This is a genomic window from Caulobacter sp. X (assembly GCF_002742635.1).
In the GTDB taxonomy this organism is placed as follows: Bacteria; Pseudomonadota; Alphaproteobacteria; order Caulobacterales; family Caulobacteraceae; genus Caulobacter.
The window spans coordinates 730,658-751,508 of the sequence record NZ_PEGF01000001.1 but is presented as its reverse complement, the minus strand read 5'-3'; the positions used below and the strand labels follow the sequence as shown (position 1 = coordinate 751,508).

Here is a 20,851-nt window from a genome sequence, read left to right as displayed (position 1 = left end):
CAAAAACGGTAGGGAGTAACGCCGCATGAAGGCCGCCGTCTATTACGAGACCGGGGCGCCGGACGTCTTTCGCTACGAGGACGTCCCGGACCCAGTCTGTCATCCGCAGGGCGTGGTGATCCGCGTCGAGGCGGTCAGCATCGAGGGCGGCGACACGCTGAACCGCGGCGGCGGCCAGATGGCGGGCAGCCCCCACATCGTCGGCTACCAGGCCGCGGGGGAAATCGTCGAGGTCGGCGCCGAGGTCTCCCACCTCAAGGTCGGCCAGAAGGTCGTGACCGTGAACGCCTTCGGCTCCCACGCCGCGCTTCGCGCCGTGCCGGCGCGCAACGCCTGGCCGATCCCGGATGGCTTCGACATCCAGAAGGCCTCGGCGATCCCCGTGCCCTTCGGTACGGCGCACGAATGCCTCTTCGGCGCCGGCCGTCTCAAGGCGGGCGAGACGGTGCTGGTCCAGGCCGGCGCGGGCGCCGTCGGCCTCGCCGCCATCCAACTGGCCAAGAAATCCGGCGCCACCGTGCTGGCCTCGGCCTCCAGCGACGAGCGCCTGGAGCGGTTGAAGGCCTTCGGCATGGACCACGGGATCAACTACAGCCGCGACGACCTGGTCGAGCAGGTGATGAAGCTGACCGGCGGCAAGGGCGTCGATCTTGTCGTCGACCCGGTCGGCGGCGCCACGCTTGCCAGCAGCCTCGGCGCGCTTGGGTATCGCGGACGTGTCTCGCTGGTCGGCAATGCCGGCCGTGAGCCCATGAAGGTCGATGTCTCGTCCCTGATGGCCGGCAATCGCTCGCTCACCGGTGTGTTCCTCGGGGCGGAAATCATGACCGACCGCGTGCACGACATGATCCAGGACCTGATCGATCAGGCCGCGCGCGGAGAGCTCCAGGTGGTGATCGACCGGACCTTCCCGTTGTCGGAGGCCGCCGCCGCCCACGCCTATATCGAGAGCCGTCAGGCCGTCGGCCGGGTGCTGCTGATCCCATGAGCAACCGTGTCCTGGCCCATACGGGCGCCAAGTATCCGATCATCCAGGCCCCGATGGGCTGGATCGCCCGCTATCCGCTGGCGAGCGCGGTCTCGCGCGCTGGCGGCCTGGGGATCATCGAGACCTCGTCCGGCGAGACGGAAAACTGCAAGGCGGAGATCACCAAGATGGCGGCCAGCGGCCTGCCGTTTGGCGTGAACCTGCCGATCATGTTCTTGCGCGACGACGCCATGCTGCGTTTCGTCTGCGACAGCGGGGTCAGGTTCGTGACCACCTCGGCCGGCAGCCCGGCCAAGTTCATCGGCCCGCTGAAGGACGCCGGCATCGTCGTCTACCACGCCGTGCCCACCGTCGACGCGGCGGTGAAATGCGTCGAGGCGGGCGTCGATGGCCTCGTGGTCGAAGGCGCCGAAGGCGGCGGCTTCAAGAATCCCGAGGAGGTCTCGACCCTCGTGCTTCTGCAGGCGATCCGCGCCAAGGTCGATGTGCCGTTGGTCGCCGCCGGCGGCATCTGCGATGGGCGCGGCATGGCCGCGGCCTTCGCCTTGGGCGCCGAGGCGGTGCAGATGGGCACGCGCTTCGTCAGCTCGGCCGAGAGCCCGGTGCACGCCAACTACAAGGCCGCCATTACGGGCGCCAAGGAGACGGGGACCTGGGTGCTGAACAAGAAGGCCAGCCCCTGTATTCGCGCGATCAAGTCCGATTTGACCAAAGAGATCCACGACGCCGGCGTCATGCCGCCCGACGTGCTGCGGAACATTCTGGACGTCTATTTCGGCGGCGACATGGAGGCCGCGCCCGCGCTGGCCGGCCAGACCGTCGGCCTGATCGATGAGGTCAAGGCGGTCCAACAGATCATCGACGAGACCGTCGCGCAGTTCCACGACATTTGCGGGCGCCTCGGCGCCCTGGCCGCCACGCGCGGCTTCTAGAGGATTTTCGACATGCAGAACCTGTTCTCACTCGAAGGCCGCGTCGCGGTGGTGACCGGCGGCTCGCGCGGCATCGGCGCGATGATCGTCAAGGGCTTCCTGACCTACGGCGCCAAGCGCGTCTACATCACCGCCCGCAAGGCCGCGGCCTGCGACGCGGCGGCCGAGGCGCTCAGCGAATATGGCGAGTGCGTCTCGCTGCCGGGCGACATCTCGACCATGGAAGGCATCCAGGGCCTGGCCGACCGTATCAAGGAACGCGAGGACAAGCTCGATATCCTGGTCAACAACGCCGGCGCGGCCTGGGGCGCGGCGTTCGACGAGTTCCCCGAGGCCGGCTGGGACAAGACCGTCGACCTCAACATGAAGACGCCGTTCTTCCTGACTCAGGCGCTGATCGCTCCGCTGCGGGCGGCGGCAAAGGACCACGTGGCCAAGGTGATCAACATCGCCTCTATCGACGGCCAGTCGGTGACCAAGGACGAGACCTATCCTTACGGCGCCTCTAAGGCGGGCCTGCTGCACATGACCAAGCGGATGGCTCTGCGTCTGGCCTCCGACAACATCGCGGTCAGCTGCATCGCGCCCGGCGCCTTCGCGTCCGACATGAACAAGGTCGCGCGCGACCATGCCGACGCCGTGTCCAAGGCCATTCCCGCCGGCCGCATCGGCTCGGAGGAGGACATGGCCGGCGCGGCCATCTACCTGGCTTCGCGGGCGGGGGACTATGTGATGGGCGGCGCCGTCACCGTGGACGGCGGGGTCAGCTTCGCGCGCTAACCCAGGTCCTCGATCTCCGCCGGCTCGGCGTCGCTAAGCGGCAGGTCGCAGGCGTCCTTGGGCTCGCCGCGCAGAGCTGGGGGGCGAGCGCCGCGCTCGCGGGCCGACATCAGCGACCAGCCGCCAGGCTTGAGGATCTCCAGCGGCGAGAAGCGGGCCTTGTAGGCCATCTTCTCGCTGCCCGGCACCCAATAGCCAAGATAGACGTAGGGCATGCCGGCTTCTTGGGCCTGGACGATGTGGTCCAGGATGATGAAGGAGCCGAGGCTGCGGCGCGTCTCGTCGGGCTGATAGAAGCTGTAGACCAGCGACAGGCCGTCCGCGAGAACGTCAACCAGCACGCAGGCGACAAGGTCGCCGGGCCCTCTGTCCACCGACTTGCGCCGGTACTCGATCAGGTGGGTGCGGACCGCGGTGTCCTCGACCATGGCCACATAGTCTGGCCAGGTCATCTCGGCCATGCCGCCATCGGCGTGCCGCGCCAGCAGATATCGGCGCAGCAGCTCGAACTGCTCCAGCGTCGCCTCGGCCTCGACCAGGTGGCGCTCAAGGTCGTCGTTACGGTTCAGGACTTTCCGCTCGGAGCGCGAAAGCACGTACTCGCTGGCGGGCGCGCGGGCGGATTGGCAGGCGCGGCAGGTCTCGCAGGCTGGGCGATAGGCGATGTTTTGCGAGCGGCGGAAGCCGACCTGGGTCAGGCTGTCGTTGACGGTCGGGCCATCGGACAACGGCAGGTGCGCGAACACCTTCCGCTCCTCGCGACCGGGCAGGTACGGGCAAGGCGTGGGCGCGGTCAGGAAGAACCGAAGCTGTCGCGTCGGAAAGTGCTGCGTCACGGAAGCCCGGTCCCCTCTAGCCTGGATGCGCCCCTAAGCTCGATTAGGGAGCATTGCGTCCAGTTGCGCAAGCTTCGCTGAGGCGTTGCGCGGCTAACGGTCACAGACCGTCGGGCAGAACAGGCTTTTCGCGCAGCAGAACGATCGAAATGCGTCGGTTTCCGGCCAGGGTCGGGTCGTCGGCGTACAGCGGCTCGGAGTTGGCCTTGCCCGAGACCTGATAGATGCGGTCGTCATCGACGCCCGCCGCGCGCAGGATCTGGCGCGAGGCGTCGGCGCGGGCGGCCGACAGCGACCAGTCGCCGTCCTGCTTCTTGCCATAGGCGCTCGCGCTGGTGTGGCCCGAGATGGTCACGCGGTTGGGCAACTGATTGATCACCTTGGCGACGGCGCGCAGCAGGATGCGGGCGCGGTCGTTGGGGACCTTCGAGTTCTCCTGGAACATCGAGCGGCCTTCTTGGTCGACCAGCTGGATGCGCAGGCCTTCAGGGGTCTGGTCGATCAGGATCTGCTTCGACAACTCGGCCAGTTCCGGCATGTCCTGCAGCGACTGGCGCAGCGACTGAGCGGCCGAGGCGAAGCTGTCCTGCTCCTTCTTGGCCAGGGCGTCGCGCAGCGCCTGCTCGCTGGCGGAGGAAAGGCTGGCGGTGTCGGTCGACTGACCTTCCTTATCGACGTTGTCTGGAACCTCGGGCGCCATTTGCTGGATCGCCGACATCTTGCCGTCGGATTTCGCGCCGTCATCGCCCAACGAGGTGCCGCCCAGGATGCCGCCGGAGCCGCTGGTGGTCGAGGAAATCGAGGCCGGGGCGAAGTAGTCGGCGATGCCTTGCTTCTGCTCGGGGCTGGTCGTGTTCAACAGCCACATCAGCAGGAAGAAGGCCATCATCGCGGTCACGAAGTCGGCATAGGCCACCTTCCAGGCGCCGCCGTGGTGGCCGTGGCCCGAGACCTTCTTCACCTTCTTGATGAGGATCGGTTGCTCGCTGCTGACCGCCATCGTGCTTAAGCCTGTTTAACCTTGGATCCGCAACCTGCCGAAAGGACGTTAAGATGGGGTTGCCGCAGTGGGGGAAGGCCGCGTAATCCCAGGCTTCACTCTAGGAGTTCGCGATGAAGACGGCGTTTATCGGCCTGGGCGTCATGGGTTTTCCGATGGCGGGTCATCTGAAGGCCGCCGGCCACGAGGTCGCCGTCTACAACCGCAGCCCCGAGAAAGCACGTCGCTGGGCCGAAAAGCACGGCGGCTTCGCCTTCGCCACGATCGCCGAGGCGGTCTCGGACGCCGAGGTCGTGCTGCTCTGCGTTGGCAATGACGACGACGTCCGCGACGTCGTGGCGCAGGCCTTGCCGGCGATGGGCGAACGCGGCGTGATCGTCGATCACACCACGACTTCGGCCAAGGTCGCGCGGGAGATGGCCGCCCTGGCCGCGAATAGCGGTCGAAGCTTCGTCGACGCCCCTGTCTCGGGCGGTCAGGCGGGCGCCGAGAACGGCCAGCTGACCATCATGGCCGGCGGTGATCAGGCGGCTTATGACCGCGTGCTGCCGGTGATCGAGGTCTACGCCAAGGCCGTTCGCCGCATGGGCGAGGTCGGCGCTGGCCAACTGACCAAGATGTGCAACCAGATCGCCATCGCCGGCGTCGTCCAGGGCGTCGCCGAGGCGCTGCACTTCGCCAAGCGCGCGGGTCTGCCGACCGACGATGTGCTGGCGGCGATCTCCAAGGGCTCGGCCCAGTCGTGGCAGATGGAAAATCGCTGGGCGACCATGGCGCGCGGCGAGTTCGAGTTCGGCTTCGCCGTCGACTGGATGCGCAAGGACTTGTGCATCGCGCTGGACGAGGCCCGCGCCAATGGCGCGACCCTGCCGGGCACGGCGCTGATCGATCAGTTCTACGCCGAGGTCCAGGCGATGGGCGGCGCCCGCTGGGACACCTCCAGCCTTGTGGCGCGACTGGAGAAGTAGGCGCTTAGCCCAGCAGGACGTCGGCGAGTTCGCCGGCGTCCAAGCCGGCGCGGGGCGCGACGAGGATCGGCGCCCGGCGCTCGAAGGCGCGCAGCATTTCGACCGTCTGGTCGAGGTCGGGCGCGTCGAGGCTTTCACTGACCACGATCGCCGCCACGGTCAGGCTCCGGGCCCGAACGACCTCCAGCGCGGTCAGCAGATGGCTGGCCGTCCCGAGATAGCTGCCGGCGACCAGCAGGATGGGCAGGCCAAGCGCCGCCATCAGGTCGAGGTTTGTCGCCTCGTCGGTCATCGGCGACATCACGCCGCCCGCGCCTTCCACGAGGGCGAGATCGACGTCGCGTCCGCTGAGCCAGGCTCGGCAATCGGCGATGAGGTCGTCCATCCGCAGGATATCGCCCTCTAGCCGCGCGGCGAGGTTGGGCGCCAGCGGCGCGCGGTAGCGACGGGGCGAAACCTCCGCCCAAGCGTCAGGTCGGCCCAAAGCGACCGCAAGACGTGCCGGATCACTGGTCTCCGGCGCTTCGGGATCGAACCCGCTCACGACGGGCTTGAAGGCGTCGACCTTCAGGTCGCGATTCCGGACGGCTTCCAGCAGCTTGCAGCCGATATGGGTCTTGCCCAGATCGGTGCCGGTCCCGGCGACGAAGAAGGCCTTCATGCGGAGGCTCCTCGCAGCGCGGCGATGGCGTCGGCGAGGCGGACCACGTCGGCGTCGTCGTGAGCGGCGTTGAAGGCGACGCGCAGCCGCGCCGTGCCTTCTGGCACGGTCGGCGGACGAATGGCCACGACCAGAAAGCCTTGCGCCTCCAGGGCGGTCGAGGCGGCCAGGGCCGCGTCGGCGGTTCCGAGCACGACGGGAACGATCGGGCTCCGCGCGTCTGGCAAGCCTAGCCGCTGGGTGAACAGCCGCGCCTTGGCCAGTGGCTGCGCGGTGAGCTTTGGCTGGGTCTCGATGATGTCGAGCGCGGTCAGGGCGGCGGCGGCCGAGGCGGGCGGCAGGCTCGTGGCGTAGACCAGGGTGCGGGCGCGGGTCTTCAGGAGGTCGACGACGCCCTGCGAACCGCAGAGATAGCCGCCGTAAGAGCCCAGGGCCTTGGACAGCGTGCCCATCTGCAGCGGGATCTTGGCCTCGGGAAACAGAGCGGCCGAGCCGCGGCCTTCGGCCAGGACGCCGACCCCGTGCGCGTCGTCGCTGAACAGCCAGGCGTCGTGGCGCGCGCAGAGCTCGGCAAGCTGGTCCAGCGGCGCGATGTCGCCATCCATCGAGAACACGCCATCGGTCGCCACCAGAGCATGGCGGGCGAGGGGGCGTTCGACCTGCAGCAGGCGCTCCAGGTCGGCGACGTCGTTGTGGGCGAACTTGACGATCTTGGCGCCGGACAGCTGCGCGCCGGCCCAGATGCAGGCGTGGGCCAGGGCGTCGATCAGCACGACGTCGCCAGGCCCGACCAGCGTCGGGATCACGCCGGTGTTGGCCAGATAGCCCGAACCGAACACGCAGGCCGCTTCGGTCCCCTTAAGGCGCGCCAAGCGCTTTTCGAGGTCTCCCAGCAGCGGATGGTCGCCGGTCACCAGGCGCGAGGCCGCCGCGCCCGCGCCGTAGTTCAGCGCCGCCTCGGCCGCCGCCGCGCGCACCTGGGGGTGTTGCGACAGGCCCAGATAGTCGTTGCAGGAGAACGAGATCAGTCGCCGTCCGTCGCGCTCGACCACGGCGCCGTCGTGGCGGCGGGTGGGTTTCAGCCAGCGCCGCAGGCTCTTGGCTTCCAGGGCCGCCAGCTTGCCGCCGGCGAAGGCGTCGAGGCTTTGCATGTCGTTTCCCGTTTGCCGTGGCTGGTGGGCGGGAATAGGCAAGGCGCCCCGAGTCCGCAAACGGAAACCGTCATGACCGATCCCGACTGGCTGACCGCTGGCGCCCCTCATGTCTGGCGGCCCTATTGCCAGATGAAGACCGCGCGACCGCCGCTGCCGGTTGTGGCGACGCATAGGTCCCGGTTGGTCCTGGCGGATGGTCGCGAGCTGGTCGACGGCCTGGCCTCGTGGTGGACGGCCTGCCACGGCTACAACCATCCCCACATCGCCGAGGCTCTACGCGTCCAGATCGAGCGGATGCCGCACGTGATGTTCGGCGGACTGGCGCAGGAGCCCGCGTATCGATTGGCCGAGCGCTTGGCGCGGATGCTGCCCGGCGACCTGAACCACGTCTTCTTCGCCGAGAGCGGTTCGGTCTCGGTCGAGATCGCCATGAAGATGGCGCTGCAGTTTCACATCAATCGCGGCGTGAAGGGGCGGACCAAGTTTCTGGCCTTCCGGGGCGGCTATCACGGCGACACCCTGGCGACGATGACGGTCTGCGATCCGGAGGAGGGGATGCACAGCCTGTTCGCAGGCGTCATGCCCGCCCAGGTGATCGCCGACCTGCCACGCGACGCCGACAGCGAGACGGCGCTGGACGCGCTGCTCGCGGCGCGCGGGGGCGAGATCGCGGCGATCCTGATCGAGCCGCTGGTGCAGGGGGCGGGCGGCATGCTTCTGCACTCGCCGGATGTCCTGCGGACCTTACGCCGGCTGGCCGACAAGCACGGTGTCCTGCTGATCTTTGACGAGATCTTCACAGGCTTCGGCCGCACCGGGACCCTGTTCGCCATGCAGGCCGCGGGCGTCGAGCCCGATATCATCACCCTGTCCAAGGCCCTGACAGGCGGGACGCTGCCGCTGTCGGCCGCCGTGGCCTCGCGCAAGGTCTTCGAAGCTTTCTGGTCGGACGATCCTGGCGCGGCGCTGATGCACGGTCCGACCTATATGGCCAATCCGCTGGCCTGCGCGGCCGCCAACGCCTCGCTGGACCTGTTCGAGGATGGGAGGTGGGTGAAGAACGTCGCGCGGGTCGGCGCGGCGCTCGCCGAAGGCCTCCAGCCGTGCCGAGAGGGCAGAGGCGTCGTCGATGTCCGGACCCTGGGCGCGATCGGCGTCGTCGAGTTCGAGGCGCCCGTGGCGGTCGGCGACCTCTGCGCGCGCTTCGCCGAGCTCGGCGTCTGGATCCGGCCGATGGGCAAGGTGATCTACCTGACGCCCGCCTTTACGACGCCCGACGAGGACCTCGCCCTGCTGACATTCGCCATCCGTAAGGTCGTCGGCGTCGCCTGAGCCGCGATTGACCCGGGGCGGCGGGTCTGGTCCAAGCGGGGCCATGTCCGCCAAGTCCTCCCCCCTGACCGGCCTGGAATATCTCGCCATCCTGGCGATCATCCTGACCTGGGGGATCAACAACGCCGCCGCCAAGGTGGCGACGCTGTACCTGCCGCCGATGCTGATGGGCGGCCTGCGGTTCCTGGTTGCGCTGGCCTTCCTGTTTCCGTTCATCCGGCCGCCGTTTCCCGAGCCGCGCAAGGTGCTGGCGATCGTCCTACTGACCGGGCCGATCCATTTCGGGATCATCTATGTCGCCTTCAGCATGGCTAAGGCGCTGAGCCCGCTGGTGGTGGCCAGCCAACTTTGGATTCCGTTCACGGCCATCTTTGCCTGGCGGATGCTGGGCGAGAGCATGCGTCCGCCGGCGGTGATTGGTCTTGTGATCGCCTTCGTCGGCGTGGCGTGGATGAGCTTGGATCCTCATGGGGCGGGCGATCTGCCGGCCCTTGCGCTGATCGTCTTCGCCGGGGCCTGCTGGGCCGTAGCCACCGTGCTGGTGCGCAAGACGCCCGGCATCAAGCCGCTGAAGATGCAGGGGATGACCGCTCTCGTGGCCGCGCCGGTGCTGCTGACGATGTCGTTCGTCTTCGAGACCGGTCAGGTCGAACGGATCCAAGCCGCGCCGCCGATCGCCTGGGCGGCGGTGCTGTTCGCAGCCGTGGTCTCGACGGTGGGGGCTAGCGCGTTGCTGTTCTGGCTGGTCCAGCGTCGGGAGGCCGGCCGGGTGACGCCCTATTTCCTGCTGACGCCGCTGGTCTCGTGCACGATCGGCATTCTGTTTCTCGGCGACCAACTGACGCCGCAACTGCTGATCGGCGGCGGCGCGACCATGGTTGGCGTCGCCTTGGTCGCGATGACCGAAAAGCGGATTAAGGCCGAAGAGGCTCTGGCCGAGGCGGCCTAGTCCTTCGGCGGCGGGCAGCGATCGGCGGCTTCGCGGCGGAGCAGGGCGGTCGAGGCCGGGATCTCGGTCTGATCGCCGCCATAGGTCCCCATGGTGATACCGCCCCGGACCGCGAAGGTTTCGCTCGGGCGGGCGCGCACGAGGAACAGGCCCGCGATGTCCTGCATGTCGTCGAGGCTGACATAGGCCGCGCCGACCGTGGCTTGGCCTTTTAGCTCGGTCACGCCCTCTCCCGCGCCGGTGGCGTTGATCGTCCAGCCAGGCGGCACGTGGCAGACGGCCAGCACGTCTAGGCCGGAAACCTCGAGATCGAAGGCCTGAAGGTTCTGGTTGGCGTTGGCCGGCCGCCAGGCCAGCGAGACCAGCTCGGTGGGCTGGGCGGCGGGTTGCGGCGGAGTGGCGGGCGCCGTCTGGGCCGGCGGAAGGGGCGGGGCCTCGGCCTTGCGATCATGCTTGGAGCCGTCGCAGGCCGCGGTCGCGGCGAGCAGCAGAGCTAGGATCGACAGTCGCCAGATACGCATGGGGTTTCCCGCCGAGGGGTGAGTCTCGGCGGGAGCTAATCGACTACTTGATCACGCCGCAAGCCGCGCGCGCGCCGGCGCCGCCGATCGGCTGGGTCTTGTGGTCGTCGGGACTGGCGTGGACGACGATGGCCGAGCCGTCGGCGTCCAGCAGGGCGGGGCGCCCGCCAGCGCCCTTCAGCGAGACGAGCGTCGAGTAGACCTCCGCCGTAGCCGAGCCATCGGCGTTCGCGAAGATGTTCGGCAGGTCGCCGTTGTCGTTGGCGTCTGGGTTCAGCAGGCCGTGAACCGTCGTGGCGGCCGTGTGGACGTGGGCGCCGGCCGACTTGAAGTCGGGCGTTCCGCAGTCGCCCTTCTCGTGGAAGTGCACCGCATGCCAGCCAGGCGTCAGGCCCTTCAGTTCCAGCTTCAGCAGCACGCCATGCGGGGCCTCCGTCAGGGCGACGACGCCCAGATCCTTGCCGTCGCCGCCCTTAACCTGGGCGGTCGCGGCGGTCTGGGCCAGGGCCGGAGCGGCGGTGATCAGGGCGGCGAGGCCCAGGGTCGTCGCGAGGGTGAGGCAGCGCATGACGGGGTTTCCTTCTGAACACGCGGGGACTGGGGACGAAGCGCCCGGAAAGGTGGCGTCGGCCCCATTGGAATGCTAACAGTTTCCGACAGTTCCGTGTCCGATTCTGACGGCGAAAAATTCCCTTGAGCGACGAACACACCACGATCCCCGCCGACGGTTCCCGCGGGGATATCGCCCCGATCAACATCGAGGACGAACTCCGCCGCTCATACCTCGACTACGCCATGAGCGTGATCGTCAGCCGCGCCCTGCCGGACGCGCGCGACGGTCTTAAGCCCGTGCACCGTCGGGTGCTGTTCTCGATGCACGAGCAGGGACAGACGCCGGATCGTCCTTACGTCAAGTCGGCCCGCGTGGTCGGTGACGTCATGGGTAAATATCACCCGCACGGCGACGCCTCGATCTACTTCACCCTGGTCCGCATGACCCAGCCGTTCTCGATGGGCCTGGTGCTGATCGACGGCCAGGGCAACTTCGGTTCGGTCGACGGCGATATGCCCGCGGCGATGCGCTACACCGAGTGCCGCATGGCCCCGCCGGCCATGGCGCTGCTGGCCGATCTCGACAAGGACACGGTCGATTTCGCCGACAACTATGACGGCAAGGAGCAGGAACCGACCGTTCTGCCATCGCGGATTCCCAATCTGCTGGTCAACGGCGCGGGCGGCATCGCCGTCGGCATGGCGACCAACATCCCGCCGCATAACCTGGGCGAAATCATCGACGCCTGCCTGCTGCTGATCGATGAGCCGAACTGCACGACCGACCAACTGCTGGATCTGGTGCCGGGCCCCGACTTCCCGACGGGCGGCGAGATCATCGGCCGCGCGCCGCCGCGTCAGGCGCTGCTGACTGGCCGCGGCTCGGTGGTCATGCGCGGCGTGGCCAGCGTGGAAGAGCTGCGCGCCGGTCGCGAAGCCATCATCATCACCGAGATCCCGTATCAGGTGAACAAGGCCAACCTAGTCGAGCACATCGCCGAGCTGGTCCGCGAAAAGAAGATCGAAGGCGTCGCCGATATCCGCGACGAGTCCAACCGCGACGGCATGCGCATCGTGGTCGAGCTGAAGCGCGACGCCTCGGGCGAGGTGATCCTGAACCAGCTGTACCGCTTCACCGCGCTGCAGACCTCGTTCGGCGTCAACATGCTGGCCCTGAACCGTGGCCGCCCCGAGCAGATGGGCCTGCATCAGCTGCTGCAACTGTTCGTCGAGTTCCGCGAGGAAGTCGTCGTCCGCCGCACCAAGTTCGAACTGGGCAAGGCCCGCGATCGCGGCCACGTGCTGGTCGGCCTGACCATCGCCGTCGCCAATATCGACGAGTTCATCCACATCATCCGCTCGTCCAAGGACCCGACCGAGGCGCGCGAGCGCCTGGTGGCCAAGTCCTGGCCGGCCGGCGACATGCTGCCGCTGGTCGAGCTGATCGCCGATCCGCGCACCATCCAGGAAGCCGGCGGCCTGATCCGCCTGACCGACGAGCAGGCCCGCGCCATCCTGGCCCTGACCCTGTCGCGCCTGACGGGCCTTGGCCGCGAAGAAATCGGCAACGAAGCCGAGGCCCTGGCCGACGCCATCCGCGGCTATCTGGAGCTGCTGTCCGACCGCGCCAACATCATGCGCGTGGTTCGCGAGGAGCTGGTCGAGGTCCGCGAGAAGTTCGCCGTTCCGCGGCGCAGCCAGATCGTCGACGGCGACGCCGACGTGGAGGACGAGGACCTGATCGTCCGCGAGGACATGGTCATCACCGTCACCATGGGCGGCTACGTCAAGCGCACGCCGCTGGCCAACTACCGCACCCAGCACCGGGGCGGAAAGGGCAAGTCGGGCATGGCGACCAAGAACGAGGACGCCGTCACCCGCGTGTTCTCGGCCTCGACCCACGCGCCGCTGCTGTTCTTCACCTCGGGCGGTAAAGTCTACAAGATGAAGGTGTGGCGCCTGCCGCTGGGCGTCGCCAACTCGCGCGGCAAGGCGTTCGTCAACCTGCTGCCGATCGAATCCGGCGAGACGATCACCTCGATCCTGGCCCTGCCGGAGGACGAAGCGACCTGGAGCGGCCTGGACGTGATGTTCGCCACCCGCTCGGGCAGCGTCCGCCGCAACAAGCTCAGCGACTTCGTGGACGTCCGCCGCAACGGCAAGATCGCCATGAAGCTGGACGAGGGCGACGGTATTGTCGGCGTCGCGGTCTGCAACGCCGACCAGGACGTGCTGCTGACCACGGCCGCCGGCCGCTGCATCCGCTTCTCGGTCGACGAGGTCCGCGTGTTCGCCAGCCGCGACTCCACCGGCGTGCGTGGCGTGCGCCTGGCCGAGGGCGACGAAGTCATCTCGATGGCCGTGTTGCGCAGCGTCGACGCCACCCCGGCTGAACGCGCGGCCTACCTCAAGCACCAGCGCGCCATGCTGCGCGCCGCTGGCGAGGAGGGCGACGACGCCCCGGCGGCGGTCGAGGACGGCGAAGAGGACGGCGACGAAACCACGCTGACGCCGGAACGCATCGCCGAACTGGGCGCGGCCGAGGAAATCCTGCTGACGGTCTCGTCGGAAGGCTTCGGCAAGCGCACCAGCGCCTATGATTTCCGCCGCACCGGCCGTGGCGGCCAGGGCCTCGCGGCCCAGGATCTGAGCAAGCGCGGCGGTCGTCTGGTGGGCTCGTTCCCGGTCGATGAAAGCGACCAGATCCTGCTCGTCACCGACGCCGGCCAGCTGATCCGCGTGCCTGTTTCGCAAATTCGTGTTGCAGCGCGGAATACTCAGGGCGTAACCATCTTCCGCACCGCGCAAGACGAGCACGTCGTCAGCGTGGAACGTCTCGCCGATTCCGGCGGCGACGATAACCAGGGCGAGGACAGCGGGGCGGACGAGACCCTGTAACCCCTTGTCCCGTAGCGTAGGGGGTTGCATGCGGGTCGGGCTTTATCCCGGAACTTTCGATCCGGTCACCAACGGTCATCTCGACATCATCGGTCGGGCCGTGAAGCTGGTCGACAAGCTGGTCATCGGCGTCGCCGTGAATATCGGCAAGGGACCGCTGTTCTCGCTGGAAGAGCGGGTCGCCATTCTGGAGCGCGAGACGGCGCACCTGACCAAGATCGCCGAGATCGAGGTCCGGCCGTTCGAAAGCCTGCTGATGCACTTCGCCCGGGATGTGAACGCCCAGATGATCGTGCGCGGCCTGCGGGCCGTGGCCGACTTCGAGTACGAATTCCAGATGACGGCGATGAACCAGCAGCTGGATCGCGAGATCGAGACCGTCTTCCTGATGGCCGACCCGCGCCACCAGGCGATCGCATCGCGGCTGGTCAAGGAGATCGCCACCCTGGGCGGCGACATCTCCAAGTTCGTCCCCGGCGGCGTCGCTCAGCAATTGCTGACCAAGGTCGGACGGGGCTGATCCTTCGCCCCGAAGCAGCCGGAATCCTGCGGTTCAAGGTCTCTCGCACTTGTCGGGGAGGCCGTGTCGTTCTACGCCGGCCATGACCTAGTCTGTTCGGGGTAATCGATGAAGCTCGCCATGACCGCCGCCGCCTTGGCGCTCGCCGCAGTGACGGCCTCCGCTACGACGGCTTCGGCCCAAAGCGCTTCGGACTGGCGTACGCCCGATCCGAACAACGTGATCGTGGTGGAGACGAACAAGGGCCGGATCATCGCCGAGCTCTATCCGCAGGCCGCGCCCAACCATGTGGAGCGCGTCCGGAGCCTGGTGAAGAGCGGCTTCTACGACGGCCTGACCTTCTTCCGCGTGATCAGCGACTTCATGGCCCAGACGGGCGACCCGCAGAACACGGGCATGGGCGGCTCTGACCAGCCGAACCTGACGGCCGAGTTCACCTTCCGCCGTGGCGCGGACTTGCCGCTGGGCGCCAGCTTCAAGGTCGGCAGCAACGAACAGGGCTGGGTCGACGCCTTGCCCGTGACCAGCCAGAACTCGGCCCTGGCCGTGATGACCGCTGACCGCAAGGTCGCCACCTGGGGCAACTTCTGCCCCGGCGTCCTGGGCATGGCGCGCGCCGGCGATCCGGACAGCGCCAACAGTCAGTTCTTCTTCATGCGTCAGGCCAACGCCTCGCTGGACAAGACCTATACCGCCTTCGGGCGCGTGCTGCAGGGCCTGGATGTCGTCCGGGCCATCAAGACCGGCGAGCCGGTGCCCGATCCGCAGGACAAGATGCTGAGCGTCAAGCTGCTGGCCGACCTGCCCGCCGACAAGCGTCCGACGGTCCGGGTGATGGACACCCGTTCGGACGCCTTCAAGGCGCTGGCGACCAAACGCCAGGCCGAACTGGGCGCTAGCTTCACCAATTGTGATCTCGACGTCCCCGCGCAGGTGAAATGACATGACGCTCTCGCGCGCGCTGCTGCCTTGCCTTGTTCTCACGATCACCTCGAGCGCCGCCATGGCGGCGACGCCGAGCAAGCCGTCGGAAAAGGATTGGCGCACGCCGGCGCCCGAGACGGTCCTGGTGATCGACACCAACAAGGGCCGGGTGCTGGTCGAGCTGATCCCGGAAGTCGCGCCGAACCATGTCGCGCGGCTACAGGAGCTGACCCGAGCCGGCGTCTATGATGGCCGGACCTTCTTCCGGGTCATCGATCGTTTCATGGCCCAGACGGGCGATCCGACCAATACGGGCGAGGGCGGGACCGACAAGCCAAACCTCAAGGCCGAGTTCACCTTCCGCCGCACCGCCGAGACGCCGTTCGTGGCCATGGCGGCGCCGGCCGGCCTTGAGGTCGGCTACCTGAAGGCCCTGCCGGTCGTCAGTCAGGCCTGGAGCTGGAGCGACGTGACCAGCGACCACAAGGTCGCGGCCTGGGGGACCTATTGCCCTGGTGTAGTCGGCATGGCGCGGGACGAAGACAACAACTCGGCCAACAGCCAGTTCTTCCTGATGCGCCAGCCCTATCCGTCGTTGGACAAGCGCTACACGGCTTTCGGGCGCGTGGTCAGCGGACTAAGCGTGGTGCGCGCCATCAAGACCGGCGAACCCGTGCCCGCGCCGCAAGATCAAATGCTCAAGGTCCGATTGCTGTCGGATATTCCCGAGGCAGAACGGCCCAAGGTGCGGCTTATTGACCCAAAGGGCCCGTGGTTCGCCGCGGAAACTCAGCGTCTGAGGGCTTTGAAAGGTGCGGACTTTTCTGTCTGCGACCTCGATCTGCCGGCGGAAGTTCGCTGAGCTCCAATCGTTTTCGCGCGAAGACTTGGTTCACAGGGCGCCCTGAACCGCGCTAGAAGCGCGGTCGCATCACTCGCCACATAAGGGAAGACCATGTCGGCCGACCTCGAAAACACCCTGATCCTGACGCTGGAGACCGGTCCGGTCACCATCAAGCTGCGCCCGGACCTGGCGCCTGGCCACGTCGAGCGGATCAAGGAACTGGTTCGCGAGGGCTTCTATGACGGCGTCGTCTTCCACCGCGTGATCCCGGGCTTCATGGCCCAGGGCGGCGATCCGTCGGGCACGGGCCGCGGCGGTTCGGACAAGCCGGACCTGAAGGCCGAGTTCAACAAGGAGCCGCACGTGCGCGGCGTTTGCTCGATGGCCCGGACGCCCGATCCGAACTCGGCCAACAGCCAGTTCTTCATCGTGTTCGACGACGCCACCTTCCTGGACGGTCAGTACACGGTCTGGGGTCAGGTGGTCGAAGGCATGGAGCATGTCGACGCTCTGCCCAAGGGCGAGCCGCCGAAGGAGCCGGGCAAGATCGTCAGCGCCAAGATCGCGGCCGACGCCTAACCCTTAGCGCATCGCGCATTCGAACGGCTCCGGGCTTCGCGTCCGGAGCCGTTTCTATTTCGGCGATCTCCGCAGGGTCACGATGATCGGGCGGTGGTCGGATCCGATGGCCGGGCCTCGCTCCACCTTCACCGCGCGCCAGTCGGAACCGGCGTAGACGTGATCGATCGGCAGGAACGGCGCCGGCGCGGCGGCGACGCGCGAGAACTGACCGGACGGCCAGGAGGGCAGGGCTCGGGTCCATCGCTGAAGGCTCAGTGCTTTGTCCTGCCGCTTCAGGGTGAACGACCAGGGCGTCGAGTTGAAGTCGCCGGTGATGATCAGGCTGTGGTGGTCGAAGGCGGAGGCCGCCTTGGCCAACATGACTGACTGCTCTTGCTGATGGCCCGCCGGCACGGGCCAGACATAGTGAGCGCCCATCACCGTGAAAGGCCCGGCCGGATCTTCTATCCGGGCCCAGGCGGCCGGCAATCCCTTTGAAAGGGCGCCGGAGTCGAGGATTTTCCGCCGCGAGAAGATCCAGGGCTCACAGGCGCCAGCCTTGCAGGCCGTGAAGGGATAGGCCTTTCTCAAGCTCTTCGCGATCGGCCACGCCGAACCGCCTACTTCCTCCATCACGATGACGTCGGCGTTCTGCGCCAGCAGCCACTCAGAGCTCTTCTCGGGCGCGTAGTTCTCGTGCCAGGCGTTGAACTGGATGATCTTGAGGTCGCCGGGCGCCGCGGCCGCCGGCTTGAAGCGCCAGGCCATGCGCAGCTCGGGAAGCATCATCACGCCGCAGGCGCTAATCGTGACGACGCCAAGGGCGACAATGACCCACCGCTCCGCCTGGCGCGCGAACAGGCCTCCCAGGACGACCGCCCCCACGCCCATGGCCAGCCATAGCGGCGCTGCATGGGTCAGCGCGTCGAGACGGGGGCTGATCGCGCCGCCCAGGCTCATCAGGGCAAGGATCGCACCGGATAGGCCCAGCATCAGGCCCGTGCCGCGGACGAGGAGACTCAGGAGCTGTGCAATGAGGCGCATGGGGCGCTGTTAGCATGCGTCAATGACTATTGGCGCGCTCGCGTTTGACGGTTTATCGCTTCGCCGCGTCTCTCCCGCCGATCGCCTGACTCTTGACCTTCGGCGCCCATCGTGCGCTTGAAGCGCGCCCATGCGCCTATCCGATTTCGACTTCGACCTCCCCGAGGATCGCATCGCTCTGCGGCCGGCCGAGCCGCGCGACGCCGCGCGTCTGCTGGTCGTGCGTCCTGGCCAGGATCTGGCTGATCATGTGGTTCGTGAACTGCCCGATTTCCTGCGTCCCGGCGACGCTATGGTCTTCAACGACACGCGCGTGATCCCCGCGCGTCTTGCTGGCCTGCGCGACGGGCGGACGACGGGCGGCGCGGACGGTACGCCGGTCGCCGTCGAGGCGACCTTGCACCGTCGCGTCGCGCCCGATCGCTGGAGCGCCTTCATGCGTCCCGGCAAGCGCCTGAAAGCCGGCGACCGCGTCTCGTTCGGCGCGCGCGACGATCGCGCCTGCGAGGCTGACCGGCTGGACGCCACAGTGATCGAGAAGCATGACGGCGGCGAGGTGGTGCTGGCCTTCGACCTTTCGGGACCGGACCTCGACATCGGTATCGCCCGCCACGGCGACATGCCTTTGCCGCCCTACATCGCCGCCAAACGCGGCGAGGATGAGCGCGATCGCGCCGACTACCAGACGGTCTATGCGCGCGAAGACGGCTCCGTCGCCGCGCCGACCGCCGGACTGCATTTCACTCCGGCGTTGCTCGAGGCTCTGAAGGCTAAGGGCGTTTCGACCCATTTCGTCACCTTGCACGTCGGAGCGGGGACCTTCCTGCCGGTCAAGACCGACGACGTCTCCGAGCACAAGATGCACGCCGAATACGGCCAGGTGACGCGCGAAGTCGCCGACGCCCTGAACGCCGTTCGCGCCGCCGGCGGCCGGATCGTCTGCGTCGGCACTACCAGCCTGCGCCTGCTGGAGAGCGCCACGGGCGAGGACGGCGTCGTGCGGCCCTTCGCCGACGAGACGGCGATCTTCATCACGCCGGGCTACCGCTTCCGCGCCGCCGACGTGCTGATGACGAACTTTCACCTGCCCAAGTCGACCCTGTTCATGCTGGTCAGCGCCTTCGCCGGACGCGAGACGATGCGCGCGGCCTATGAGCACGCCATATCGACGGGCTATCGCTTCTATTCCTATGGCGACGGCAGCCTGCTGTTCCGCGCCGAGCCCGAGACCCGCTGATGGCCGCGTTCCCTTTCGAAATCAAAGCCACGGACGGCAAGGCGCGCACGGGCGTGCTCAAGACGCCGCGCGGCGACATCCGCACCCCGGCCTTCATGCCGGTCGGCACGGCCGCCACGGTCAAGGCCATGACCGTCGACCAGGTCAAGGACACCGGCGCCGACATCATCCTGGGCAACACCTACCACCTGATGCTGCGGCCCTCGGCCGAGCGCGTGGCGCGCTTGGGCGGCCTGCATAAATTCATGCGCTGGGACAAGCCGATCCTGACCGACAGCGGCGGCTTCCAGGTCATGAGCCTGTCGGGCATCAGCAAGCTGACCGAGGAGGCCGTGACCTTCTCCAGCCACGTCGACGGCTCCAAGCACGTGCTCACCCCTGAGCGCTCGATCGAGATCCAGGCCGACCTGCTGGGCAGCGACATCGTCATGCAGCTGGACGAGTGTGTCGCCTGGCCGGCAGAGGAGGCGAGGGCGCGCAAGGGCATGGAGCTCTCCGCCCGCTGGGCCAAGCGCTCGAAGGACGCCTTCGGAACGCGGGACCGCCAGGCCCTGTTCGGCATCCAGCAGGGCTCGACCTTCGAAAACCTCCGCCGCGAGTCTTCCGAGAAGCTGCAGGAGATTGACTTCGACGGCTACGCCATCGGCGGCCTGGCCGTCGGCGAGGGGCACGAGGCGATGTGCGAGGTCCTCGACTACGCGCCGGGCCTGCTGCCTCATGACCGTCCGCGCTACCTGATGGGCGTGGGCAAGCCGATCGATCTGGTCGAGGCTGTCGCCCGGGGCGTCGACATGTTCGACTGCGTCCTGCCGACCCGCTCGGGCCGCCACGGCCAGGCCTGGACCTGGGACGGGCCGATCAATCTGAAGAACGCCAAGTACGCCGAGGATGACACGCCGCTGGACCCGACCAGCGACTGCCCGGCCAGCCGCGACTACTCCAAGGCCTATCTGCGACACCTGTTCAAGGCCGAGGAGATCCTGGGCCAGGTTCTGCTGTCCTGGCACAACATCGCCTTCTTCCAGGCCCTGACCGCCGCCATGCGCGCGGCGATCGCCGAGGGGCGCTTCGAGCAGTTCCGTCGCGACTTCGCCGCCCGGCACCTGTCTCAGTAGCGAGTCTTCAGGACGACGGCCCCTTGGGCTGGGGCGGAAGCTCATCCTTATGGATGGGGAAGCGCGGCTTGCGCGGGCCGTAAGGATCCGGAGGCGGCGGCATGCCGGGATCGACCACGGGCGGGGGCGCCGGCGGCTTGTGCTGCGGCGTGGCCGGCGGGTTGCAGCCGCGGGACTCGCCCAAGCCCTTCAAGTAGGCGCGGCGAACGGCGCCCGAGGCGATGGCGCTCTGCACCAGGCGGTCGTGTCGCTCGGCGCCCGATAGCTTCCGCACCCAGCCCCGCATGGGGATCATGTCCTGCGCGGCGCTGGCGACGGCGCCGAGGGCCGCTTCGCCGGCGGCCTTGCGCCCGCGGTCCATCAGATCCTCGTCCTCGGTCGCGGGCATGCTGTCGAGGTCTTCGCCCAGCGCCGCGTCCAACGGTTTGATCAACGAGATCAGGCTGGCGCAGCTCGCGGGGGTCGGACGCCTATACGGATCATCCATGGACTCAAGCAGGACCCGCGGGATCTTGGTCCGGATGACGTTCACATCTCTCAGCGGCGCGGTCATGGCGCCGGTGATTCCATCCTTGTTGGCCTCCGAGGTCGACTTGATGCGCTCGTCTGACTCTTGAGCGGGAGGTTGCGACGGCGCGGTCTGTTGGCGCGCGGAGGCGCATCCGGCGGCCACGGCCGCCAGAAAGCCCGCTAAAAGCAAGGTTCTACGCATGACTCACCCTAACCTGCTCACAGCTTTACCACTCTGGGCGGGAAAAACGGCGAAAGCGTGCTTGCGACCGCGCCGACCCCCGACTATGGTCCGCGCCGCTTCCACCGGCCCCCGCCGGATCGTGAGCGGGCCGGTAGCTCAGTGGTAGAGCATTCGACTTTTAATCGAATGGTCCTGGGTTCGAGTCCCAGCCGGCCTACCAAACTTCAAGTCTCTGATCCGAAAAGCTTCTACGCCGCGCGGTTTCATCGCGCGGACGTTGTTTGAAGACTACGCCTTCACAGGCCGTTTAGCTGCTCTCGCCAGTTTTTCTCTACGCCCCA

The 20,851-nt window shown here is 67.6% G+C and carries 21 protein-coding genes and 1 tRNA gene; 14 read left to right on the top strand and 8 right to left on the bottom strand.

The genetic code is table 11. The features are described from left to right. Window positions 1-25 precede the first annotated feature (25 nt). From CSW60_RS03315 to CSW60_RS03305, 3 genes are read left to right on the top strand one after another with little or no spacing between them, the layout of a single operon-like run. Window positions 26-988, top strand: a complete 963-nt coding sequence (locus tag CSW60_RS03315) for a zinc-binding alcohol dehydrogenase family protein (protein ID WP_099535902.1) — start codon at window positions 26-28, stop codon at window positions 986-988. After that, entirely contained in the window at window positions 985-1,920 is a 936-nt protein-coding gene (locus tag CSW60_RS03310; protein WP_099535901.1) for a nitronate monooxygenase family protein, read from the top strand. Before CSW60_RS03315 ends, CSW60_RS03310 begins: the two co-directional genes overlap by 4 nt. Before the next feature lie 12 nt (window positions 1,921-1,932). Next, entirely contained in the window at window positions 1,933-2,700 is a 768-nt protein-coding gene (locus tag CSW60_RS03305; protein WP_099535900.1) for an SDR family NAD(P)-dependent oxidoreductase, read from the top strand. Here CSW60_RS03305 and CSW60_RS03300 read toward each other — a convergent pair. Both CSW60_RS03300 and CSW60_RS03295 read right to left on the bottom strand, forming a co-directional pair. Continuing rightward, on the bottom strand, window positions 2,697-3,536 hold the full coding sequence (locus CSW60_RS03300) for an arginyltransferase (protein ID WP_099535899.1): 840 nt from the start codon (window positions 3,534-3,536) through the stop codon (window positions 2,697-2,699). The genes CSW60_RS03305 and CSW60_RS03300 overlap by 4 nt on opposite strands. Window positions 3,537-3,636: 100 nt before the next feature. Next, a complete protein-coding gene (locus CSW60_RS03295) occupies window positions 3,637-4,536 on the bottom strand; it encodes a flagellar motor protein MotB (protein ID WP_099535898.1) in 900 nt (299 codons plus the stop codon). A gap of 113 nt (window positions 4,537-4,649) precedes the next feature. Between CSW60_RS03295 and CSW60_RS03290 the strand changes: the two genes are divergently transcribed. Continuing rightward, window positions 4,650-5,504: an NAD(P)-dependent oxidoreductase gene (locus CSW60_RS03290; protein ID WP_099535897.1), complete on the top strand. Its 855-nt coding sequence runs from the start codon at window positions 4,650-4,652 to the stop codon at window positions 5,502-5,504. A gap of 4 nt (window positions 5,505-5,508) precedes the next feature. Here CSW60_RS03290 and bioD read toward each other — a convergent pair whose 3' ends face one another. Both bioD and bioF read right to left on the bottom strand, forming a co-directional pair. Next, the gene (gene bioD, locus CSW60_RS03285; RefSeq protein WP_099535896.1) at window positions 5,509-6,165 is read right to left on the bottom strand and encodes a dethiobiotin synthase; all 657 of its coding nucleotides are present in this window, start codon (window positions 6,163-6,165) and stop codon (window positions 5,509-5,511) included. Next, entirely contained in the window at window positions 6,162-7,316 is a 1,155-nt protein-coding gene (gene bioF / locus CSW60_RS03280) for an 8-amino-7-oxononanoate synthase (protein ID WP_099535895.1), read from the bottom strand. Before bioF ends, bioD begins: the two co-directional genes overlap by 4 nt. A gap of 72 nt (window positions 7,317-7,388) precedes the next feature. On the opposite strand from bioF, the gene CSW60_RS03275 reads away from it, so the two are divergent. Together CSW60_RS03275 and CSW60_RS03270 are read left to right on the top strand one after the other, a co-directional pair. Next, window positions 7,389-8,651 carry an adenosylmethionine--8-amino-7-oxononanoate transaminase gene (locus CSW60_RS03275; RefSeq protein ID WP_099535894.1) on the top strand — a complete coding sequence of 421 codons (1,263 nt, stop codon included), beginning with the start codon at window positions 7,389-7,391 and terminating at the stop codon, window positions 8,649-8,651. A 7-nt stretch (window positions 8,652-8,658) separates the two neighbouring features. After that, window positions 8,659-9,600, top strand: a complete 942-nt coding sequence (locus CSW60_RS03270) for a DMT family transporter (protein WP_201722959.1) — start codon at window positions 8,659-8,661, stop codon at window positions 9,598-9,600. On the opposite strand, the gene CSW60_RS03265 is transcribed toward CSW60_RS03270, so the two are convergent. Next, window positions 9,597-10,121, bottom strand: a complete 525-nt coding sequence (locus tag CSW60_RS03265; protein WP_099535892.1) for a hypothetical protein — start codon at window positions 10,119-10,121, stop codon at window positions 9,597-9,599. The genes CSW60_RS03270 and CSW60_RS03265 overlap by 4 nt on opposite strands. Window positions 10,122-10,164: 43 nt before the next feature. After that, window positions 10,165-10,689: a superoxide dismutase family protein gene (locus CSW60_RS03260; protein WP_099535891.1), complete on the bottom strand. Its 525-nt coding sequence runs from the start codon at window positions 10,687-10,689 to the stop codon at window positions 10,165-10,167. 125 nt (window positions 10,690-10,814) lie between these two features. Between CSW60_RS03260 and gyrA the strand changes: the two genes are divergently transcribed. The 5 genes from gyrA to CSW60_RS03235 all read left to right on the top strand — a co-directional run bounded on the left by gyrA (window position 10,815) and on the right by CSW60_RS03235 (window position 16,438). Beyond that, window positions 10,815-13,571 (top strand): DNA gyrase subunit A, encoded by a 2,757-nt coding sequence (gene gyrA / locus CSW60_RS03255; protein ID WP_099535890.1) that lies wholly within the window; start codon window positions 10,815-10,817, stop codon window positions 13,569-13,571. 28 nt (window positions 13,572-13,599) lie between these two features. After that, window positions 13,600-14,091 carry a pantetheine-phosphate adenylyltransferase gene (gene coaD / locus CSW60_RS03250; protein ID WP_099535889.1) on the top strand — a complete coding sequence of 164 codons (492 nt, stop codon included), beginning with the start codon at window positions 13,600-13,602 and terminating at the stop codon, window positions 14,089-14,091. A 108-nt stretch (window positions 14,092-14,199) separates the two neighbouring features. Further along, the gene (locus CSW60_RS03245; protein ID WP_099535888.1) at window positions 14,200-15,033 is read left to right on the top strand and encodes a peptidylprolyl isomerase; all 834 of its coding nucleotides are present in this window, start codon (window positions 14,200-14,202) and stop codon (window positions 15,031-15,033) included. Between the two features lies 1 nt (window position 15,034). Further along, window positions 15,035-15,877, top strand: coding sequence for a peptidylprolyl isomerase (locus tag CSW60_RS03240; RefSeq protein WP_099535887.1), 843 nt, complete (start codon window positions 15,035-15,037; stop codon window positions 15,875-15,877). 93 nt (window positions 15,878-15,970) lie between these two features. Beyond that, on the top strand, window positions 15,971-16,438 hold the full coding sequence (locus CSW60_RS03235; protein ID WP_099535886.1) for a peptidylprolyl isomerase: 468 nt from the start codon (window positions 15,971-15,973) through the stop codon (window positions 16,436-16,438). A gap of 54 nt (window positions 16,439-16,492) precedes the next feature. Here the strand turns inward: CSW60_RS03235 and CSW60_RS03230 are convergent, their stop codons facing one another. Further along, window positions 16,493-17,464, bottom strand: coding sequence for an endonuclease/exonuclease/phosphatase family protein (locus CSW60_RS03230; RefSeq protein WP_099535885.1), 972 nt, complete (start codon window positions 17,462-17,464; stop codon window positions 16,493-16,495). Window positions 17,465-17,594: 130 nt separating this feature from the next. Here CSW60_RS03230 and queA point away from each other — a divergent pair, with 130 nt between their 5' ends. Further along, the gene (queA, locus tag CSW60_RS03225; protein WP_099535884.1) at window positions 17,595-18,701 is read left to right on the top strand and encodes a tRNA preQ1(34) S-adenosylmethionine ribosyltransferase-isomerase QueA; all 1,107 of its coding nucleotides are present in this window, start codon (window positions 17,595-17,597) and stop codon (window positions 18,699-18,701) included. Then, window positions 18,701-19,816: a tRNA guanosine(34) transglycosylase Tgt gene (tgt, locus tag CSW60_RS03220; protein WP_099535883.1), complete on the top strand. Its 1,116-nt coding sequence runs from the start codon at window positions 18,701-18,703 to the stop codon at window positions 19,814-19,816. The genes queA and tgt overlap by 1 nt, the downstream gene beginning before the upstream one ends. A gap of 7 nt (window positions 19,817-19,823) precedes the next feature. On the opposite strand, the gene CSW60_RS03215 is transcribed toward tgt, so the two are convergent. After that, window positions 19,824-20,528: a hypothetical protein gene (locus tag CSW60_RS03215; RefSeq protein WP_099535882.1), complete on the bottom strand. Its 705-nt coding sequence runs from the start codon at window positions 20,526-20,528 to the stop codon at window positions 19,824-19,826. Between the two features lie 127 nt (window positions 20,529-20,655). On the opposite strand from CSW60_RS03215, the gene CSW60_RS03210 reads away from it, so the two are divergent. Continuing rightward, window positions 20,656-20,730 (top strand) — tRNA-Lys (locus CSW60_RS03210). Window positions 20,731-20,851 lie beyond the last annotated feature (121 nt).

Coding starts and splice junctions, on each gene's coding strand:
- CSW60_RS03240 (WP_099535887.1), top strand. CDS start 15,035: ATGACGCTCTCGCGCGCGCTGCTGCCTTGCCTTGTTCTCACGATCACC.
- CSW60_RS03235 (WP_099535886.1), top strand. CDS start 15,971: ATGTCGGCCGACCTCGAAAACACCCTGATCCTGACGCTGGAGACCGGT.
- queA (WP_099535884.1), top strand. CDS start 17,595: ATGCGCCTATCCGATTTCGACTTCGACCTCCCCGAGGATCGCATCGCT.
- bioF (WP_099535895.1), bottom strand. CDS start 7,316: ATGCAAAGCCTCGACGCCTTCGCCGGCGGCAAGCTGGCGGCCCTGGAA.
- coaD (WP_099535889.1), top strand. CDS start 13,600: ATGCGGGTCGGGCTTTATCCCGGAACTTTCGATCCGGTCACCAACGGT.
- CSW60_RS03315 (WP_099535902.1), top strand. CDS start 26: ATGAAGGCCGCCGTCTATTACGAGACCGGGGCGCCGGACGTCTTTCGC.
- CSW60_RS03310 (WP_099535901.1), top strand. CDS start 985: ATGAGCAACCGTGTCCTGGCCCATACGGGCGCCAAGTATCCGATCATC.
- CSW60_RS03215 (WP_099535882.1), bottom strand. CDS start 20,528: ATGCGTAGAACCTTGCTTTTAGCGGGCTTTCTGGCGGCCGTGGCCGCC.
- CSW60_RS03295 (WP_099535898.1), bottom strand. CDS start 4,536: ATGGCGGTCAGCAGCGAGCAACCGATCCTCATCAAGAAGGTGAAGAAG.
- CSW60_RS03245 (WP_099535888.1), top strand. CDS start 14,200: ATGAAGCTCGCCATGACCGCCGCCGCCTTGGCGCTCGCCGCAGTGACG.
- CSW60_RS03265 (WP_099535892.1), bottom strand. CDS start 10,121: ATGCGTATCTGGCGACTGTCGATCCTAGCTCTGCTGCTCGCCGCGACC.
- bioD (WP_099535896.1), bottom strand. CDS start 6,165: ATGAAGGCCTTCTTCGTCGCCGGGACCGGCACCGATCTGGGCAAGACC.
- tgt (WP_099535883.1), top strand. CDS start 18,701: ATGGCCGCGTTCCCTTTCGAAATCAAAGCCACGGACGGCAAGGCGCGC.
- CSW60_RS03230 (WP_099535885.1), bottom strand. CDS start 17,464: ATGCGCCTCATTGCACAGCTCCTGAGTCTCCTCGTCCGCGGCACGGGC.
- CSW60_RS03305 (WP_099535900.1), top strand. CDS start 1,933: ATGCAGAACCTGTTCTCACTCGAAGGCCGCGTCGCGGTGGTGACCGGC.
- CSW60_RS03290 (WP_099535897.1), top strand. CDS start 4,650: ATGAAGACGGCGTTTATCGGCCTGGGCGTCATGGGTTTTCCGATGGCG.
- CSW60_RS03275 (WP_099535894.1), top strand. CDS start 7,389: ATGACCGATCCCGACTGGCTGACCGCTGGCGCCCCTCATGTCTGGCGG.
- CSW60_RS03260 (WP_099535891.1), bottom strand. CDS start 10,689: ATGCGCTGCCTCACCCTCGCGACGACCCTGGGCCTCGCCGCCCTGATC.